This is a genomic window from Pseudotabrizicola sediminis (assembly GCF_004745575.1).
Taxonomy (GTDB): domain Bacteria; phylum Pseudomonadota; class Alphaproteobacteria; order Rhodobacterales; family Rhodobacteraceae; genus Pseudotabrizicola; species Pseudotabrizicola sediminis.
Window position 1 is genome coordinate 1 of record NZ_RPEM01000004.1, and the last position, 18,313, is coordinate 18,313.

The 18,313-nt window shown below is 63.7% G+C and carries 18 protein-coding genes and 1 tRNA gene; 11 read left to right on the plus strand and 8 right to left on the minus strand.

The genetic code is table 11. From position 1 onward, the window contains the following. Positions 1 to 321 precede the first annotated feature (321 nt). Together EEB11_RS06955 and EEB11_RS06960 are read right to left on the minus strand one after the other, a co-directional pair. Positions 322 to 398 (minus strand) — tRNA-Met (locus EEB11_RS06955). A 48-nt stretch (positions 399 to 446) separates the two neighbouring features. Then, positions 447 to 2,507, minus strand: coding sequence for a hydantoinase/oxoprolinase N-terminal domain-containing protein (locus EEB11_RS06960; RefSeq protein ID WP_135429715.1), 2,061 nt, complete (start codon positions 2,505 to 2,507; stop codon positions 447 to 449). A gap of 176 nt (positions 2,508 to 2,683) precedes the next feature. On the opposite strand from EEB11_RS06960, the gene EEB11_RS06965 reads away from it, so the two are divergent. Then, positions 2,684 to 3,934, plus strand: coding sequence for a lytic murein transglycosylase (locus EEB11_RS06965; RefSeq protein WP_135429716.1), 1,251 nt, complete (start codon positions 2,684 to 2,686; stop codon positions 3,932 to 3,934). A gap of 47 nt (positions 3,935 to 3,981) precedes the next feature. On the opposite strand, the gene EEB11_RS06970 is transcribed toward EEB11_RS06965, so the two are convergent. Then, on the minus strand, positions 3,982 to 4,968 hold the full coding sequence (locus tag EEB11_RS06970; protein ID WP_135429717.1) for a P1 family peptidase: 987 nt from the start codon (positions 4,966 to 4,968) through the stop codon (positions 3,982 to 3,984). A 104-nt stretch (positions 4,969 to 5,072) separates the two neighbouring features. On the opposite strand from EEB11_RS06970, the gene EEB11_RS06975 reads away from it, so the two are divergent. The 3 genes from EEB11_RS06975 (at position 5,073) to EEB11_RS06985 (ending at position 7,850) form a co-directional block, all read left to right on the plus strand. Continuing rightward, positions 5,073 to 5,438, plus strand: a complete 366-nt coding sequence (locus EEB11_RS06975; protein ID WP_135429718.1) for a DoxX family protein — start codon at positions 5,073 to 5,075, stop codon at positions 5,436 to 5,438. A 131-nt stretch (positions 5,439 to 5,569) separates the two neighbouring features. Beyond that, positions 5,570 to 6,412: a glutathione-dependent disulfide-bond oxidoreductase gene (yghU, locus tag EEB11_RS06980; protein ID WP_135429719.1), complete on the plus strand. Its 843-nt coding sequence runs from the start codon at positions 5,570 to 5,572 to the stop codon at positions 6,410 to 6,412. 229 nt (positions 6,413 to 6,641) lie between these two features. Next, a complete protein-coding gene (locus EEB11_RS06985) occupies positions 6,642 to 7,850 on the plus strand; it encodes a M24 family metallopeptidase (protein ID WP_135430143.1) in 1,209 nt (402 codons plus the stop codon). Positions 7,851 to 7,949: 99 nt separating this feature from the next. Here EEB11_RS06985 and EEB11_RS06990 read toward each other — a convergent pair whose 3' ends face one another. Continuing rightward, positions 7,950 to 8,204: a GlsB/YeaQ/YmgE family stress response membrane protein gene (locus EEB11_RS06990; RefSeq protein ID WP_135430145.1), complete on the minus strand. Its 255-nt coding sequence runs from the start codon at positions 8,202 to 8,204 to the stop codon at positions 7,950 to 7,952. A gap of 354 nt (positions 8,205 to 8,558) precedes the next feature. On the opposite strand from EEB11_RS06990, the gene EEB11_RS06995 reads away from it, so the two are divergent. After that, positions 8,559 to 9,383, plus strand: coding sequence for a L,D-transpeptidase (locus tag EEB11_RS06995; protein WP_135429720.1), 825 nt, complete (start codon positions 8,559 to 8,561; stop codon positions 9,381 to 9,383). An 82-nt stretch (positions 9,384 to 9,465) separates the two neighbouring features. Further along, positions 9,466 to 10,350: a DMT family transporter gene (locus EEB11_RS07000; RefSeq protein ID WP_135429721.1), complete on the plus strand. Its 885-nt coding sequence runs from the start codon at positions 9,466 to 9,468 to the stop codon at positions 10,348 to 10,350. On the opposite strand, the gene EEB11_RS07005 is transcribed toward EEB11_RS07000, so the two are convergent. Then, positions 10,347 to 10,688: a cupin domain-containing protein gene (locus EEB11_RS07005; RefSeq protein ID WP_135429722.1), complete on the minus strand. Its 342-nt coding sequence runs from the start codon at positions 10,686 to 10,688 to the stop codon at positions 10,347 to 10,349. The two genes, EEB11_RS07000 and EEB11_RS07005, sit on opposite strands and share 4 nt — an antisense overlap. A 193-nt stretch (positions 10,689 to 10,881) precedes the next feature. Between EEB11_RS07005 and panB the strand changes: the two genes are divergently transcribed. Together panB and panC are read left to right on the plus strand one after the other, a co-directional pair. Next, positions 10,882 to 11,718, plus strand: a complete 837-nt coding sequence (panB, locus tag EEB11_RS07010; RefSeq protein WP_135429723.1) for a 3-methyl-2-oxobutanoate hydroxymethyltransferase — start codon at positions 10,882 to 10,884, stop codon at positions 11,716 to 11,718. 2 nt (positions 11,719 to 11,720) lie between these two features. Further along, a complete protein-coding gene (gene panC / locus EEB11_RS07015) occupies positions 11,721 to 12,560 on the plus strand; it encodes a pantoate--beta-alanine ligase (protein ID WP_135430147.1) in 840 nt (279 codons plus the stop codon). Positions 12,561 to 12,687: 127 nt separating this feature from the next. On the opposite strand, the gene EEB11_RS07020 is transcribed toward panC, so the two are convergent. The 3 genes from EEB11_RS07020 to EEB11_RS07030 are packed head-to-tail and all read right to left on the minus strand — an operon-like array spanning position 12,688 to position 15,263. Then, positions 12,688 to 13,182 (minus strand): flavin reductase family protein, encoded by a 495-nt coding sequence (locus tag EEB11_RS07020; protein ID WP_135429724.1) that lies wholly within the window; start codon positions 13,180 to 13,182, stop codon positions 12,688 to 12,690. A 30-nt stretch (positions 13,183 to 13,212) separates the two neighbouring features. After that, on the minus strand, positions 13,213 to 14,106 hold the full coding sequence (locus tag EEB11_RS07025) for an aldo/keto reductase (protein ID WP_135429725.1): 894 nt from the start codon (positions 14,104 to 14,106) through the stop codon (positions 13,213 to 13,215). Next, a complete protein-coding gene (locus tag EEB11_RS07030; protein WP_135429726.1) occupies positions 14,106 to 15,263 on the minus strand; it encodes an LLM class flavin-dependent oxidoreductase in 1,158 nt (385 codons plus the stop codon). The genes EEB11_RS07025 and EEB11_RS07030 overlap by 1 nt, the downstream gene beginning before the upstream one ends. A 112-nt stretch (positions 15,264 to 15,375) precedes the next feature. Here EEB11_RS07030 and EEB11_RS07035 point away from each other — a divergent pair, with 112 nt between their 5' ends. From EEB11_RS07035 to EEB11_RS07045, 3 genes are all read left to right on the plus strand, one after another. Further along, positions 15,376 to 16,077: a GntR family transcriptional regulator gene (locus EEB11_RS07035; protein ID WP_135429727.1), complete on the plus strand. Its 702-nt coding sequence runs from the start codon at positions 15,376 to 15,378 to the stop codon at positions 16,075 to 16,077. Positions 16,078 to 16,084: 7 nt separating this feature from the next. Further along, entirely contained in the window at positions 16,085 to 17,215 is a 1,131-nt protein-coding gene (locus EEB11_RS07040) for a Gfo/Idh/MocA family protein (RefSeq protein ID WP_135429728.1), read from the plus strand. A gap of 219 nt (positions 17,216 to 17,434) precedes the next feature. Next, complete coding sequence (locus tag EEB11_RS07045; RefSeq protein ID WP_245298801.1) at positions 17,435 to 18,247, plus strand: aldo/keto reductase; 813 nt, start codon at positions 17,435 to 17,437, stop codon at positions 18,245 to 18,247. The last annotated feature ends 66 nt before the right edge of the window (positions 18,248 to 18,313 follow it).

An 18,313-nucleotide genomic window follows, 5' to 3' on the forward strand; every position in this document is an offset into this window, starting at 1 on the left:
CTCGATGAAAAGCCCGGGTCAGTTCTGGGTGAAAATCAACAACACAATGGTGTCCATGTCTGGCACGATGGCTGCGGTGGTAATCCCCCCAGTCCGAAACCTTGTACGGCTTGTCTCTCGGCTTAAGGCTTCGGATCGCGGCATCGGTCAGGGGCATGGTAGGGGTAGCACCTTTTCAGCTTTCGCCCGACACCCCCAAAAACACCCCCACACCGGGGATATCTCAGCGCACCGCTCTGGACTGGATCGGACAAACGGACTCGACAACACCCTTATAAACAAGGAGTTTCTGGATGTCACTGGCTGATTTCACATATATAGTGGTGGCGAGGGGGGGACTCGAACCCCCGACCCCGTGATTATGAGTCACGTGCTCTAACCAGCTGAGCTACCTAGCCATTGGCGGCGTCGTATTGCGCCCGCCTTCGCCCGTCAAGGCCTATTCGTCATTTGAGGCCAGCTGGGGCCGCATCTGGGGTCGTATCTTCGCCGACAGCACCGGCACCCCCGCGCGCAACACGCGGGCGGCCGGAGGCGGTGACACTCAGGACTGCTTCGATAAACATGCTGCGACCTTCGACCTCGGCTTCGCGGATGTCGCGCTTGGTGGCCAGATGCAGGTCTAAGGCACCGGCCTGCAGGGCGCGGGCCGAGGCATCGGCGGACAGGGCGGCGTGCAGTGCGGCAAGCGCGGCATCGCGGTCCGTGAAACTTTCAATCCCGCCCGGCAGATGCACAACAAAGCGGCCTTCTGACGGGCTGGTGACGCTGCCGGTGGCACGCTGGCTGATCTGGCCAACCACCGCGCCGATGGCATTGGCGACTCCGGCATGCTCGGGCAGGATCATCTGACACCCCAGCCGCTCTCCCACAGCGCCGTAATAAGCTGGTGCCGATGCCCCAAGGCCGATCACCGGCACCGCCAGCCGAGCGGTGATCTGCATCACCCCCTTGTGGCCGCGCAGACCGGCGCGCGTCAGGGCATGGCGGGCGAGGGTTTCTGGAGCGTTCCCGGCGAATACCGGGTCCTCGGCAAAGGCGGCCTCCAGCAGGCAGTCGGCGGTCTGGGCGGTAAGCCGGTCGATGATGGATTGCGCCAGTGCCATCGGATCGGTCGCAAACCGTTCTCCCGCGCCGGTACGGCGGCGTCCCAGCAGGCGGAGCGCCTTTTCCGACGCCTGCGCATCCCAGACGGTCAGGCGACCGAGCGCATGGCTGGCATCCGAGGGCGTGACACCCGCGATCATCACCAAGCCGCGCGCCACCAGCCGGTCCATCGCTGCTGCCTCCAGCCGGGTCGTTAGGGCCTGCGCCAATGGCATCGGCCCGGCGATGCGGGCCAGAAGCGCGGCTTCGCGCGGGCTGAGCCCGCCCCTCGCGCCCTGCATCGGGATGACGAAGCGGCCATCGTATTCGCCCACCACATCGGCAGACAGCGCCCGGTCAAGCGCTGCGTGGACCATGGTGCTGTGGTCCTGCGCCAGCAGCGACACTGGCACCAACCGGCGCGGGCCAAGGCGCAGGCCGCCCGTCAGCCCTTCGGTGATCAGATGCACCTCGGAGTCGCCGCCAAGGCCGGTGGTGCGCATTGCCACCGCCTCGACCATGGTGCGGAAACCTCCAACCCGCGCGCCCTGCGGGTCGATCTCGGGCAGGCCACCGCGCAGCAGAGCGACGTCGGTGGTGGTGCCGCCGATGTCGGACACCAGCGCATCGCTGGCCCCGGTCAGCCAGCGGGCGCCAACGATGCTGGCGGCGGGGCCTGACAGAATGGTTTCAATCGGTCGTTCACGCACCATGGCCGCAGAGATCAGCGCACCGTCGCCGCGCACCACCATCAAAGGCGCCTCGATGCCGATGGTGGCAAGGTGGCGTTCGCAGGCGGCGACAAGACGGTCGATCATGCCGATCAGACGGGCGTTCAGCACCGCGGTCAGGGCGCGCTTGGGGCCGTTCAGGTTGGCAGACAGCTCATGGCTGCAGGTGACGGGCCGCCCGGTGACGCGGCGGATCAGATCACGCACGGCGATTTCATGCGCGGGGTTGCGGGTGGCAAAGCGCGCGGCGACGGCATAGCCCATCACCTGATCGCCGCTGCCCTGCAGGGCCTGTTCCAGCGCAGCAAGGTCCAGCGGGGCAAGTTCCTGCCCGGCATGACCATGGCCTCCGGCCAGCCGCAAGATGGGGTCACCGCGCAGTGCCTCGTCCAGCCCGGCGCGGGCCTCATCGCCTGCATCAAAGCCGATGAACACCAGCGCCACGCGCCCGCCCTGCCCTTCGACCAGCGCATTGGTGGCCAGCGTGGTCGACAGCGAAACCAGCGTGATGTCGCCGGCGGCAACGCCCGCCAGCGCGAGTGCGGCATCCACCGCCCCGCCGATACCGATGGCCAGATCATTGCGGGTGGTCAGCGCCTTGGCCTTGCCGATCACGCGGGTGGCGTCCTGATCGACAATCACGGCATCGGTATAGGTGCCGCCCGTATCCACGCCCAGAAAATAGCCCATCACCCGCCGTCTCCGCTGTCATTGCCCCTCAGCTAGGCCAAGCGCGGGCAAAGGTCATCCCCGGATGCGACATTCGCGGTCGCGGATGAGTGCCCAGAGGCAGATCGGGCTGTGCGCAGAGCTGTCATTTGCCCTTTGCGGGGCGGGCGGTTAGATTAACGGAAAACGGGGCAGGTATGAAACGGGCAGGTATATTCGGGGCGGGACTGTTGGCTGCGTTTCTAGCGCAACCCGTGGCGGCGCAATCGCTGAACACATCAGAAGGCAATGCCCCGGCTGAGAGGACAGAAATGAAACCCATCGGCACCGAACAGGGGTTTGCGGATTGGCTGGCGGGTTTTCGCCCCCGCGCGATTGAGGCGGGGATTGCACCGGACGTGCTGAACCGTGCCTTGGCGCAGGCGCGCTTTGACCCGAAAATCGTCGAGCGCGACCGCAACCAGAGCGAATTCACCAAGACGATCTGGGACTATCTGGACACTGCGGTATCAGACGACCGCATCACCCATGGCAATCGCGCACTGGCGCAGCATGGCGCGGTGCTGGCGCGGATCGAGGCGGAGTATGGCGTGGACCGGCATGTCATCGCCGCGATCTGGGGGCTGGAATCGGCCTACGGCAGCTTTCGCGGCGATATCCCCACCTTAGGGGCGCTGGCGACACTGGCCTATGACGCCCGGCGCGCCACGTTTTTTGAAGCAGAGCTGATTTCGGCACTGAAGATCATCGGCAACGGTGATGTGACAGTTGAAGCGATGCGCGGCAGCTGGGCAGGGGCGATGGGGCACACCCAGTTCATGCCCAGCAGCTGGTGGGCGCATGCGGTGGATTTTGACGGTGATGGGCGGCGCGATGTCTGGTCGGATGATCCGGGTGACGCATTGGCCTCGGCCGCCGCCTATCTGCGGCACTGGGGCTGGACCAGTGGCGCGCTCTGGGGGCTGGAGGTGCGTCTGCCCGACGGATTCGACTATGACCAGACCACCGAGCGGGTGAAAAAGCCTGTGACGGAGTGGTCAGCGCTTGGGGTCACGCCGATCGCGGGAGGAGCGTTGCCGGACCATGGCTTGGCGTCTGTACTGCTGCCCGGCGGGGCGCGCGGGGCGGCATTTCTGATCTTTTCCAATTTTCAGGTGATCGAACGCTACAACACCGCCGATGCCTATGTCATCGCCGTTGGCCATCTGGCCGACCGCCTGCGCGGCGGACCTGCAATTGCAGCCGCTTGGCCGCGTGACTTGCGCGCGCTTTCGCTGGTGGAGCGGATGGAGTTGCAAGAACGGCTGACCCGTGCCGGTTTTGATCCGCAAGGGGTGGATGGCCGGATCGGGCCGAACACCATTGCGGCGGTCAAGGCGTATCAGCGTGCGAACGGCATGCTGCCGGATGGCTATGCCAGTCTGGATATCCTGAACCGGCTGCGCTGAGCGGGCCCGGAAGGCGCCTCCGGGGTGAGTATCTGGCAAGCAGCAGTTCAGGGGCGCGATGCCCAGATCGGTTGCAGGTCGCCGGGCAGTGCAGTCGCACTGAACACCGCGCGGGCGATGGCGCGCGCAAGGCAGGTGGCGGCAGCGTGGCCAAGCTGGAACGTGTCGGTCAACGGGTCGGCCAGGGCGCGCGCGCCGGTGGCTGCGGCAAAGACCAGATCGCCGTCAAGCGGGGTATGCGATGGCACAATCGCGCGTGCCATTCCGTCATGCGCGGCAATGGCCATGCGCTGCGCCTGTGCCTGCGTGAGTGCCGCATCGGTGGCGACAATGGCGATTGTGGTAGACTCGCCCATCCGTTTGCGCGGCACTGGCGCGTCTTGCGGAGGGTGGCGCGGGGCGGGGCCGAGGCCGCCGAATTCATCCCCCTCTTCCCACGGGGCGGCCCAGAACTGCCGACTGTTGCCCACCGTCACCGAGCCGAGCGCATTGACTGCAACCAATGCGCCGACGGTGAGACCAGAAGGAAGGATGGCAGAGACAGAGCCTATGCCGCCTTTCCAGTTCTGCGTGGCGGCCCCATAGCCCGCGCCTGCGGTGCCAAGGATGAAATGTTGGGCAGCGGAGCGCAGGGCTCTTGCGCCAAGGTCGGCATAGGGGTTGCGCGCCCACGCCTTGTCGCCGCCGTTCAACAGGTCGAAGAGAATGGCACCCGGCACGATCGGCACCCGCTGATCCCCAACCGCAAAGCCGCGCCCCATCGCGCGCAGGGCATCTGCCACGCCAGAGCAGGCATCGAGGCCAAAGGCCGAACCGCCAGACAGCACCAGCGCGTCCACCTCTTGCACCAGCCGGTCGGGGGCGAGCAGATCGGTTTCGCGCGTTCCGGGTGCCCCACCCATCACATGCACCGCCGCGGTGAAAGGGCGCGCGGCGGTCAGCACGCTTACGCCAGAACGCAAACCCGCATCCTGCGCCTGGCCGACCAACAGGCCGGGAACATCGGTGATCAGATTGCGAAGACCAGTACGCATGGGTGAAAGGGGCCGCAAAACCCACCGTTTGGCAAGCCCTTTCGCCGCCGCCTTTCGCGTGGCAGGGTCGTCGACGGTATTACACGAGCAAGCGGGGCGGTCAGATGCAGGACGGGTTGAATCTGGCAGGGCGGCTGCTTATCGCGGTGCTGTTTGCGGGCGGGGCGGTGCAGAAGATGGCTGATCCTATCCCGGTGCAGGCAATGCTGGCGGGGGTGGGCCTGCCGGGGCTGCTGGTCTGGCCGGTGGCGGTGATCAACCTGATGGCAGCCGCGGGGCTGGTACTGGGGCCGCGCGTGGCGCTTTGGGCGCTTGGGCTGGCGGGCTATTGCCTGATAACCAGCTTTTTCCATTGGCAGCTTCGGGCGGACCCCTGGCAGGTGACGATCATGGTCAAGAACTGGTCGGTTGCCGGAGGACTGATGATCCTGGCAGCCCAGGGTCCGGGGCGATTTGTGCGGTGGCGGTGAGCGCGGAGTCTCATTGCAGAACTGCACAGTGACCGTGCGTCGGGCCTTGGCGCACGTTGCCGCCATTGCCGAGTGCGGGCCGAGGCCTTAGGTTTTGGGACAGGCCGCGACCAACCAGGATGGGAGACCACATGACCGACACCGCTTATGTTCCGCCAAAGGTCTGGACCTGGGACAAGGAAAACGGCGGGCAGTTTGCCAGCACCAACCGCCCCATTGCCGGTGCCACGCATGACAATCCCCTGCCGCGCGGAGACCACGCGTTTCAGCTGTACTCGCTGGCCACGCCCAATGGGGTGAAGGTCACCATGATGTTTGAAGAGCTGCTGGAGGCGGGGCATGCCGCCGAATATGACGCCTGGATCATCAAAATCGGGAACGGCGATCAGTTCGGGTCAGGCTTTGTGGCGGCAAACCCCAATTCCAAGATCCCGGCGCTGATGGACCATTCCGGTGATACGCCCCTGCGCGTGTTCGAATCCGGGTCGATCCTGCTGCATCTGGCGGAAAAATTCGGGGCTTTCCTGTCCACATCGGGCCCGGAGCGGACCGAGGTGATCAACTGGCTGATGTGGCAGATGGGCTCGGCCCCGTTTGTGGGCGGAGGATTCGGCCATTTCTATGCCTATGCACCAGAAAAATACGAATACCCGATCAACCGCTATGCGATGGAAACCAAGCGGCAGCTCGACGTGTTGGACCGGCAGCTGGCCGAGCATGAATTTGTGGCGGGGGACAACTATTCGATTGCCGATATGGCAATCTGGCCGTGGTACGGCGGGATGGTTCTGGGCCGCGCCTATAACGCGGCAGAGTTTCTGGATGTGGCCAGCTACAAGCACGTACTGAAATGGGCCGAAAAGATCGACGCCCGCCCAGCAGTGGTGCGCGGCCGGAAAGTCAACCGCGACTGGGGCGAACCGCACGAGCAATTGCCCGAGCGCCATTCGGCAGCGGATTTCGACAAACTGTGACCGGAGGATGATGGGAGCAGGCAGCCACGTTGGTAGGTGCAGAGCACCCGCCCTAGCCCCTTGCGGTCAAGGCTGCGCCACGGCATGGTAGCGCAGAGCCGTGGCGATGGCGTCGCCACAAGGGAAGCCTTCCCGCTGCTTGCGGCCTTGCCGCTTTCGTCCTGTACGCCGGGACCTTTCGGGGTTCCGGGCACAACGTCCGACCCCATGAATGAGGTCTGACATGGAACTGATCCGCCCGGAACACTACCGCTTGCACAATGGCGGGGCGAAGGATGCCCTGCCCTTTACGGTTTCGGAATATGAAGACCGCCTCGCCGGTCTGCGCGACATCATGGAACTGCACAGCCTTGATGCCGTGGTGCTGACAAGCATGCACAACGTGGCCTATTACTCGGGCTTTTTGTATTGCAGCTTTGGCCGGCCCTATGCCTGCGTGGTGACGAAAACTGATTGCATCACGGTAAGTGCTGGCATTGACGCGGGTCAGCCATGGCGGCGGTCGGTGGGGGACAACATCACCTATACCGACTGGACGCGCGATAACTTCTGGCGCGTCGTGGCTGGGATCACGGGCACCGACAAGGCAATTGGCTGCGAGGCGGACCATCTGACGATGGACCGGGCGGAAAAGTTGCACAGCTTCCTCAAGCCCAAGCGCGGCATGGATATCGCCCCCGCCACCATGCAGCAGCGCATGATGAAATCGCCCGCCGAGATTGCACTGATCACCCATGGGGCCAACGTGGCCGATGTGGGGGGCTATGCCATTCGCGAAGCGATCAGGGTCGGTGCTACCGAGCTGGAGATCAGCATTGCGGGCCGCGACGCGATGGAGCGGGAGATTGCCAAACGCTTCCCCGATGCCGAATACCGCGACACCTGGGTCTGGTTCCAGTCGGGGTTGAACACCGATGGCGCGCACAACCCGGTGACCAACCGCAAGCTGCGGCAAGGTGATATCCTCAGCTTGAACTGCTTTCCGATGATCTCGGGCTATTACACCGCGCTGGAACGCACGCTGTTTGTGGGAGAGGTGGACGCGGCCAGCCTGGCCGTCTGGCAGCACAACATCGACGCGCATGAATACGGCATGGGCCTGTTGCGGGCGGGCAGCACCTGCGCCGACATCACGGCCAAGATCAACGCCTTTCTGGCCGAACGTGACATGCTGCAATACCGCACCTTTGGCTATGGCCACAGCTTTGGCATCCTGTCGCACTACTATGGGCGCGAAGCTGCGCTGGAACTGCGTGAAGATATCGACACGGTGCTGGAACCGGGCATGGTGATCAGCATGGAACCGATGCTGACCATTCCGCACGGCGCACCGGGGGCTGGCGGCTACCGAGAGCATGACATCCTGGTCATCACCGAAGAGGGTGCCGAGGACATCACCAAATATCCCTACGGACCCGGGTTCAACGTGGTGGGATAAAGAAAAAGGCCGGGGAAAACCCCGGCCTTTCACTTTTACTCGAATACTTTTCAATTCTCTGACTTTTAAGCTTTCACTCGGAAACGTTGGCAGACCGAATCAAGCGCGTTTGACGAGCCGGATCAGGAACAGCAAGATTACAGCACCCAGCGTGGCCGCAATGATCGACCCGAGGATTCCTCCACCAAGGCCCAGCCCGATGGCTGGAAACAAAAAGCTTGCGATCAAGGCACCGACGATGCCAACAACGATGTTGCCCAGAAGGCCAAAGCCAAAGCCCTTGACGATCAGGCCGGCGAGCCAGCCGGCAATAGCGCCGATCAGCAGAATGATAAGAAGTGCTTCAATGGTCATCATAGTCCCTTTCTGATACCCCGCTTGCGGGTATTATGCTCACAAACTCTTGAACGGCCCAAAAGGTTCCCGGCAAAATGTCGCCGACTGCACAATTCAGCAAAGCCGCCGCTGGCCTGTCCTCCGGCCTTGATCAGACCCCCTGCAACTGCTGATCTGGTCGAACGGGAAGGCGACCCTGGGTGAGACTAACGTCGACTCAAGGGCAAAGACGCGGCGCAGGGGCCTTTCCTGCGTCCAACCCATCACAAAACCGCAACTGATGACCGATCCGGGCAGGAAATCCTGTCCGGGTCTTTCCGTTCTGCAAAACGGCATGCTAGGTAGGTGTGAATCGAATTATCAAGGCGCCCCATGTCTTTTGCTCCCCTCAGCCGCCGCAGCTTTCTATCCCTGTCCGGTTTTGCCGCCCTGTCGGCCTGTGCCCCCGCGATGCCCGGCACGGATCAGCCGATTTTTTCGGCTGGCTTCCTGCCCGGCTATGGGCCGGTGTTCGATAGTGGCTACACCCTGCCCGGTATCCCGGGCCAGTATACCCAAAGCCCGAACCGGCGGATTACCGGGCAATATCTGGGCGAGCAGGCCATCGGCACCATCGACGTCGATCCCTATTCCAAGTTTCTATATTTCGTGCGCGAAGGGGCCACTTCTGTGCGCTATCCCGTGGGTGTTGGCCGCGCCGGTCTGGCATTTGCCGGCAATGGCACCATCCAGCTGAAACGCAAATGGCCGGGCTGGACGCCGACCCGCAACATGATCCGCCGCGAGCCCGAGGTTTATGGCCCGTTTTCCGGCGGTATCCCCGGCGGTCTGCGCAGTCCTTTGGGCGCGCGGGCGCTGTACCTGTACAAAGGCGGGCGCGACACCTATTTCCGCATCCATGGCACCAATGACATGGAGTCCATCGGGAATTCCGGGTCGGCGGGCTGTATCCGCATGTTCAATCAAGACATCATCCACCTGTTCGAACTGGTGCCGATCGGCACCCCGGTCCATGTCCGCACCGAGGCCGAAGCGCTGCGGGTGGACCCCGAAAACTTCAACCGCGGCATCGACCTGCCCTCACGCACCGTCGACCCCGAACTGATCTATGGCCCAACAGCCAACACCCAGGCACCGGTATTCGACGATCCGCGTGACGGTATGCCCGCAACGGGCGGCGATAACGTTCCGCTGTAATTTCAGGCGCTGCCTCTGACATTGCTCACAGGCAGCGCGGCCACCCTTTTCTTTCGTCTGCGTCCCGGCAATAGTCCGTCGCATGACATCCACCCGCCCCCTCTGGCTGATCGCCGCCCCTGCCGTGTTTCTGGTGCTCTGGTCGGCGGGCTTTGCCATTGCCAAACTGGGGTTGGGCCACGCCGAACCCATGACCATTCTGGCGCTGCGCTACTGCCTCGTGCTGCTGGTGCTGTTGCCCTTCGTGGTCTTTATGCGTCCGCCCATGCCCGCCACCGCGCGCAGCTGGCTGGATGTGGCGGTGGTCGGCTTTCTGATTCAGGTCAGCTATTTCGGACTGTGCTATCTGGCGTTCAAATCCGGGGTTTCAGCGGCTGGGGTGGCGATTGTGGTCTGTCTGCAACCCATCCTTGTGGCGCTGATCGCCCCGCGCTTTGTGGGCGAAGTGGTCAGCCGCCGGGCATGGATTGGCCTTGGTCTTGGGTTGGCCGGGGCTTTGGTCGTCATTCTGGCCCGGGCGCAGGTGCAGGCAGAAAACCCATGGGGGCTGCTTCTGGCGGTCGGCGGTTTGTTCGGGATCACCGCAGGCACGCTCTATGAAAAGCGGTTTGGCATCAGTCTGCACCCCGTCACGTCAAACCTGATCCAATACGCGGTGGGGGCCGCCTTCACCCTGCCAGTCGCCCTGCTGACCGAAAGCCAGGACATTTCCTGGGACGCCGAATTCATCGCCGTGATGGCCTATCTGGTGATCGGCAATTCGCTGCTGGCCATGTCGCTGCTGCTGGCGATGATCCGCGTGGGCGAGGTGAGCCGGGTCTCGGCCCTGTTCTACCTTGTGCCCGCCATGTCGGCGCTGTTCGCCTGGCCCCTGCTGGGAGAGGCGATGCCGCCGATGGCCTGGGCCGGCATGGCATTGGCGGGTGCCGGAGTGGCGATGGTCAGCCGCAAGGCCAAGCCCGCCTAGACCCGGATCACATAATCCTTCAGCGTCGTTTCCAACACCTCCCACACGCCGGCGAACCCGGGGCGGATGATCAGACTGTCGCCGCCGCGCAGATGTGTCTCAGATCCATCCTCACCGCGCAGGATCGAATGGCCGGACAGGATGCGGATGTACTCCCATTCCACATAAGATACCCGCCACGCGCCGGGGGTGGATTGCCACATTCCGCAATAGAGCCCGTCCACCTCTTCGAGGTTCCAGGTGGTATGCACCGGATCACCCGACACCAGCTTGGCCGGGTCCGGTCTTTCCTCTTCGGCCGCGGTTGCGTCGCGGGTAACGCGTTCGATCAGGGACATAGCGGCCTCCGGCTCTCTGTGCTGCTGCCATGGGGCACAGCCGTTGCCGCGCCGTCAAGCCCGCGCACCGCCCCCTCTGCCCGATGTGCCGCAGTGCGGCGCAATATTCTTGCGCATCGCGGCGCGGTCATGCACTGATGTCAGGCAGTTTAAGGACGCCCGGATGACAGGGCGTCACAGGCAGGAGACGATCATGAGCGCCACATCCCCCGTCCGCCCGGTTCTGCCGCCCGATATCACGGCCCGCAAGGGCGGTCAGCCGCTGGTGATGCTCACCGCCTATACCACGCCGATGGCGCGTCTGGTCGATCCTCATTGTGACGTCGCACTGGTGGGCGATTCCCTAGGTATGGTGTTGCACGGCCTGCCCTCGACCATCGCTGTGACGATGGAGATGATGATCCTGCATGGCCGGTCAGTGGTGCGCGGGTTGTCAAAGGCGATGCCAGTCATCGACATGCCCTTTGGCAGCTATGAGGAAAGCCCGCAGCAGGCCTTCCGCAACGCCGCGCGCCTGATGGCCGAAACCGGCGCGCCTTCTGTCAAGCTGGAGGGCGGCGTGCACATGGCGGAAACCATCGCATTTCTGACAGCCCGCGGAGTGCCGGTGATGGCGCATATCGGCCTGACACCGCAGTCGGTGAACACCTTGGGCGGCTACAAGGTGGTGGGCCGCGACGCAGAGGCCGCCAAGGTGATGGCCAACGCAAAGGCCTGCGAGTCGGCGGGGGCCTTCGCCATCGTGCTGGAAAAAGTGCCGCAAGGTCTGACAGGCCAGATCACGGCGGCTCTGCGCATTCCCACCATCGGCATCGGGGCCGGGGTCGATTGTGACGGGCAGGTGCTGGTGATCGACGACATGCTGGGCCTCTTTACCGATTTTCGGCCCAAGTTCGTCAAACGTTATGCCGAACTGGGCAAGCTGGCCGATGAAGCCATCGCCTCTTACGCCGCAGAGGTGCGCGCCCGCGCCTTCCCCGGCCCCGAACATGCCTTCGCCGATGTCCTTCCTGCGAAAGCCAAGCCGTGACCTTGCCCACAATCGTCCGCACCGTCGCCGATCTGCGCGCCCATACCCGTGCCTGGCGCGCGGCAGGCCAGACCATTGGCGTTGTCCCCACCATGGGCGCGCTGCACGACGGCCATCTCAGCCTTGCCCGCGCGGCACGGCGCGAGTGTGACCGGGTCATCACCACCATTTTCATCAACCCGATGCAGTTCAACAACCCCGATGACCTGCTGAAATACCCCCGCACCGAAGCGGCGGATGCCACCCTGCTGGCCACCGTACCTGTCGATCTGATCTTCGCCCCGACACGAGAGGAGGTCTACCCCGAGGGGTTCAAGACCGTGGTCTCGGTCGCAGGCGTGTCGGAACCGCTGGAGGGGCGGATGCGGCCAGGCCATTTCGACGGCGTGGCCACTGTGGTTACCAAACTGTTTGGCATGACCCTCGCCGACCGGGGCTACTTTGGCCAGAAAGACTGGCAGCAACTGCAGGTGGTGCTGCGGCTGGTGCGCGACCTGAATCTGGCGGTGCAGATCGTCGGCTGCGAAACGATCCGCGAAGCAGACGGGCTGGCCATGTCGTCGCGCAACGTTCGGCTGACACCGGATGGGCGGGCGAAAGCAGGGGTGCTGTATCGCGCCATCACCACGGCGGCGGATGATATCCGCGCCGGGCAATCAGACCGGATGGCCATCCGTGAAGCGGCGGAAGCGATCCGCGCCGCCGGGTTCGAACGGGTGGAGTATATCGAACTGCGCGATGCCGCCACCCTGATGCCCTCAGACGATCCAGCCAGCCCGCGCCGGATGCTGGCCGCCTGTTGGCTGGATGGGGTCCGGCTGATCGACAATATCCCGGTCTAGGGCGCTATCGCACCCTGCCGGGCACAGGCGTTCACCCATGACGCATCGCCCTCTGGCGCATCATCTGTTCTCGAATATCCCGTGGACTGGGGCACAGCCCCGGTCCACATTCAACAACTTGCGCGCCTCAGATCCCGGCGAACTGCCCGTAGGCCCCTTGCGAAAACACCAGCGGCGCGCCCTCTCGGTAGGCCGCGCGCAGCACGCGCCCCACCACGATCAGGTGATCCCCTCCGTCATGGGTGGCGTGTTGTACGCATTCAAACCGGGCCAGCGCGCCGTGGATCAGCGGCACGCCTTCGACATTCAGCTCATGGCTCAACCCGTGGAAGCCTGCCCCATCGCGGCCGAACCGGGGCAGCCAGTCGGCATGGGCCAGATCGAGCACATGGATTGCATAGTGCTGCGCCTGCGCGAACGGCACAAAGCGGCTGGAGGATTTCGCCGGCGACCACAACACCAGCGGCGGGTCCAGCGACACAGCGGCAAAGCTGTTGGCGGTAAAACCCATCGGCCCTGCGGCGGCGGCGCAGGTCACTACGGTCACCCCGGTCGCAAAGCGGCCCAGGGCATCGCGGAACGCGCGCGGGTTGTCAGCGGGGCCGAACACCAGATCTGTCATCAAGATTCCATCACAATTGGCCGTCTGTCCTTACGGCACTTCACGCTCTATGGCGTGGGTATAGAGCTCGAACCACGTCTGGCGATCCATTTCAACACGGCAGGCATCGGAAAGATGTGCAATGCGCTCAAGGCTGTTGGTGCCCATCACCGGCATGATGCGCGCCGGATGGCGCAACAACCAGGCCACCGCCACCGCCGACCAGTCGGTGCCCTGTTCCGCCCCGATCCGGTGCAGCGCGGTGCGCAACGGGGTTTGCGACGCTGACAGCAGGGTACCGCCGGCCAGCGGGCTCCACGCCATCAGGGGGTGACCCTGACGCTGATGAAAGGCGATGTCGCCATTGGTCAGGGCGGCATTCGCAATCAGGTTGAGTTCGATCTGGTTGGTCCGCAAGGGCGTGGTCATCCCTGATTGCAGCAGATCAAAATCCCATGGACGAAAGTTCGACACGCCCACGGCCAGCACCTTGCCCGAGGCCACAAGCGCATCCAGCGCCGCCCCGGTCTCGATATTGTCAATCAGCGGATCTGGGCGGTGGATCAACAGCAGGTCGATCCGGTCAGTCGCCATGGCGCGCAAGCTTGCCTCGACCGAGGCCGTGATATGCGCAGCAGAGGTGTCGTAATACTTCACCCTTGCCGCAGCATGGCGGCCAGCGGGGGCGATGATATCGCATTTGGTGACAATCTCGATCTGGTCGCGCAACGCCGGGGCGGCCTTCAGGGCCGCACCAAAGATCGCCTCGGCGGTGTAACCGCCATAAATGTCGGCCTGATCCATCGTGGTGATGCCTTGCGCAAGGCACGCCTCTACTTTGGCTTGCACATGCGCAGGCGAGGTATCGGCATCATCCCCAAGCCGCCACATGCCATAGACAAGACGCGAGAGGGAGACTTCGGGCGAAAGGGCGATCTTTTCCATCAGCGGCGGGGTCCGTTTCCTAAAGGGGTGGCCGGGGTGCTGGCGGGCACGCGGCCATATTCATGCGGCAAAGAGCAGGTTTTCAGCTGAGGCAGCACCTTGGTGCCGAAATGGTCACATTCATCAAGATGGGGATAGCCCGAAAAGATGAAAGCCCGGATGCCCATTTTGCGGTACTCCTCAATCTGGCTTAGCACCTGGTCGGCGGAGCCGACCAGCGCAGCGCCACAGCCCGACCGCGCCCGGCCGATACCGGTCCACAGGTGCGGCTCGGTATAGCCGAACTGATCGGCCAGGTCGCGGGCGCGGGCCTGATGCGCGACACCCAGAGATATGGAATCATGCGCCCGGTCACGGATCAGCTTGCCGTATTCATCATCCAGTTTGCTGGCGATATGTTCGGCGTATTCCCGCGCCTCGGCCTCGGTGTCGCGCACAATCATGTGCACCCGCAAGCCGTAATCCAGCGTCCGGCCATGGGCGGCGGCGCGGGCATGCACGTCGCGCATTCGCTGTGCCAGCATGTCCTTGGTTTCGGGCCACATGAGGTAGACATCACACTGCGCGCCGCACAGTTCCAGCGCATCGGGCGAATAGCCGCCGAAATACAGCAAAGGCCCGCCATTCTGCTGATAAGGCCGTGCCGGGTCGGCACTGACCTTGCTGATCTGATAAACCTCGCCTGCGTATTCGATATGGTCCTGTGTCCAGGCCTGCCGCAGAATCTCCACCACCTCATGGCTGCGCCTGTACCGAAAGGCGCTTGGAGCGACCTCGCCCGGGAAATCGGAACTGATGACATTCAGCGTCAGCCGCCCTTGCAGCATATGGTCCAGCGTGGCCACGGTGCGGGCCAGCATCACCGGCTGCATCTCGCCGCAGCGGATGGCGGCCAGAAAGTTGATGCGCTCGGTGAGCGGCGCGCAACCGGCGACGAAAGACAGCGTATCCTGCCCCACCTGATAGGAGGACGGGCACAGGATGTTGCGAAAGCCGTGACCTTCGGCGCGTTTCACGATCCCGGAACAATGGTCCCAACTGGAGCGAAGGGCCGGGTCTGGCACGCCCAGATATGCGTAATCATCCGAGCACAGCGCCGCGAACCAGCTGACCTCGCTCGCCTGCAGATCGGCCGAGGTGACGGGCACCACTGTCATGACGTTTTCCTCCCTGAAAACCCGCGCGCAAGACTCACGTTTTTCCTTGCGTATCATCGGGAATGTTATAGATCAATCCTGTATCAATATACGTAATTCTTACGGCTATCCAATGTCATCCCCCGGCGCACTGCCCCTCTATCTGCAAACCAGCGAGCTTCTGATCCGTGACATCGCGGCGGGGCGGTTGATGGATGGCGAACGCCTGCCGCCCGAGCGCGACATGGCGGCGGGTCTGGGAATTGCCGTGGGCACCTTGCGTCAGGCGCTGAAAGAGCTGGCGGCAAAGGGGCTGGTGGAGAGGATACAGGGGTCGGGCAATTACATCCGCACCAAGGCGGACCCGTCCTCGGTCTATGCGCTGCTGCGGATCGAACTGCTGGAAGGCGGCGGTCTGCCCACCGCCCGCGTGCTGTCGGTGGACCGGCTGCCGAAAGACCCCGCCCTGCCCGCTTTTGGCACCAGCGATGAAGGCCACCGCATCCGCCGTCTGCGCTTTTTGTCGGGCGTGGTGGCGGCGGTGGAAGAAATCTGGTTGGACGGCGCGCTGATCGACAGGATCGCGCCGCAGGATCTGTCGGACTCGCTCTATCTGTTCTATCGCCAGCACCTGAACCTGTGGATCGCGCGGGCCGAAGACCGGATCGGCCTTGGCCCTTTGCCGCAATGGGCCCCGGCAGAGTTTCCGCACCCGCCCGGCACGCCGCTGCCGATGATCACCCGCATTACCAAAGCTCAGGACGGCCAATCAGTCGAGGCGTCCTTTACCTGGTACGACCCTGACCGCGTGGCGTATGTGGCCCGCCTGAAATGAGGCTGTTATGGAACTGAGATACGGTATCATTGGCTGCGGCATGATGGGGCAAGAGCATCTGCGCAACATCGCCCTGATCGACGGGGCCAGCGTGGCCGCGATCTTCGAGCCGGACCCGGCGATGCGGGCGCAGGCGGCGGAACTGGCACCCGGGGCGAGGATGCTGGACAGCGTGGCCGCTGTGGTGGCGCATCCGGCGGTGACCTGCCTGCTGATCGTGTCGCCCAATCATATGCATCTGGCGCAGATGGAAGAGATCGCGGCGATCCGGCCCTTGCCGATACTGTGTGAAAAGCCGCTGTTTACCGACCCTGCCGATGCCCCGCGGCTCGCGGCATTGCGCGCAGCCTATCCGGCACCGATCTGGGTGGCGATGGAATACCGCTACATGCCCCCGGTAGCGCATCTGATCGCGCAGGCACCGGTGGCGACGGGTGGCATCAAGATGCTGACCATTCGCGAGCACCGCTTTCCCTTTCTTGAAAAAGTCGGCGACTGGAACCGCTTCAACCGCAACACTGGCGGCACTCTGGTGGAAAAATGCTGCCATTTCTTTGACCTGATGCGGCTAATCGCCGGCTGCAATCCGGTGCGGGTGATGGCATCGGCGGGTCAGGCGGTGAACCATCTGGACGAGCGCTATGGCGGGCAGACCCCCGACATCTGGGACAACGCCTATGTAATTGTAGACTTTGAAAACGGGCTGCGCGCCATGCTGGAGCTGTGCATGTTTGCCGAAGGCGCGCGCTTTCAGGAAGAGATTTCGGCGATTGGACCCTTGGGCAAGATTGAATGTCTTGTCCCGGGTCCGGGCCGGTTTTGGCCCATCCATCTGGGTGCCCCGCCGGTGCCGCAGGTGATCATCAGCCCGCGCAGCCCCAAAGGCCCTCTGGTGCTCGACGTGCCGGTAGACCCCGCGCTGCTGGCGGCGGGGGATCACAATGGCAGCACATTCTATCAACATCAGGGCTTTGCCCGCGTGGTGCGCGACGGGCAGACCCCAGAGGTCAGCCTGCTGGATGGCTGGTGGGCCGTGGCCATTGGCATGGCGGCACAGGAAAGTGCCGCAACCGGGAGGGTGGTTGACCTGACCCGCGCCGCCTACGCACCAACCGCTGCGCAAGGCCACCAGCAGTGATCTGATTGCGCCTCCGCGAAGGGCGGGGGCAAGCCGTTTGTTCGGAGGCTTTGCCCCCGTCGCGCTGCGGATGCGCCCGGGGTCAACCGGCGCGCACCGGCGCACAACTCCCCCGGAGTATTTGGAAAAGCTGCACAACCAAAGGCTGGGCGGGCAGTTCCTGCTTGCATCTTACCCCTTAAATCTGTTCCCTGCGGCCCAGACTTGCGGGAGACGATGATGACGGTTTTGAAGCTGAATGATGGAAACCGGATTCCGGCGCTTGGGCTTGGTATCTGGCAGATTCCGGCAGATCAGACCGGGCGCATCGTGTCTTCGGCGATCGGGATGGGCTATACCCTGATCGACGGGGCGGCGATCTATGGCAATGAAGACGGCCTCGGACAGGGTGCGCGCGACAGTGGGGTGGCGCGCGAACAGCTGTTTGTGACCACAAAGATCTGGAACGACCGTCAGGGCCATGACGAAACCCTGCGCGCCTTTGACGAGTCGGCTGCGCGTCTGGGGACGGATCCGGACCTGCTCCTGATCCATTGGCCCTGCCCTGCCAAGGGCCTGTATCTGGACACCTGGCGCGCGATGATACGGCTGCGCGACGAAGGGCGGGTCAAGTCCATCGGCGTGTCGAACTTCATGGGCGACCATCTGGAACGCCTGATCGGCGAAACCGGGGTGACTCCGGTGCTGAACCAGATCGAGCTGCATCCGGCCTTTCAGCAGACCGAACTGCGCGCGCTGCATGACCGGTTGGGCATTGTCACCCAGTGCTGGACACCGCTTGGCAAGGGCCAGTCGTTTGATGCGGCCCCGGTGCGGGCGGTCGCAGAGCGCACGGGCAAGACCCCGGCACAGGTGATCTTGCGCTGGCATGTGCAGCTTGGTTGTTCGGTCATCCCGCGCAGCACCAACGCCGGACGGCTGGCGGAAAATCTGGATGTGTTCGATTTCAGCCTGACCGATGCGGAAATGGCCGCCATGGGTACACTGGACGCCGGTACCCGCGTCGGGCCAGACCCGATGCAGTTCGGCTAGGATTTCTTAGCAGTCGCCCTTCCTTGTGGGCTGATCCGCCAGCATGATTGTGCGGATCACAAAACA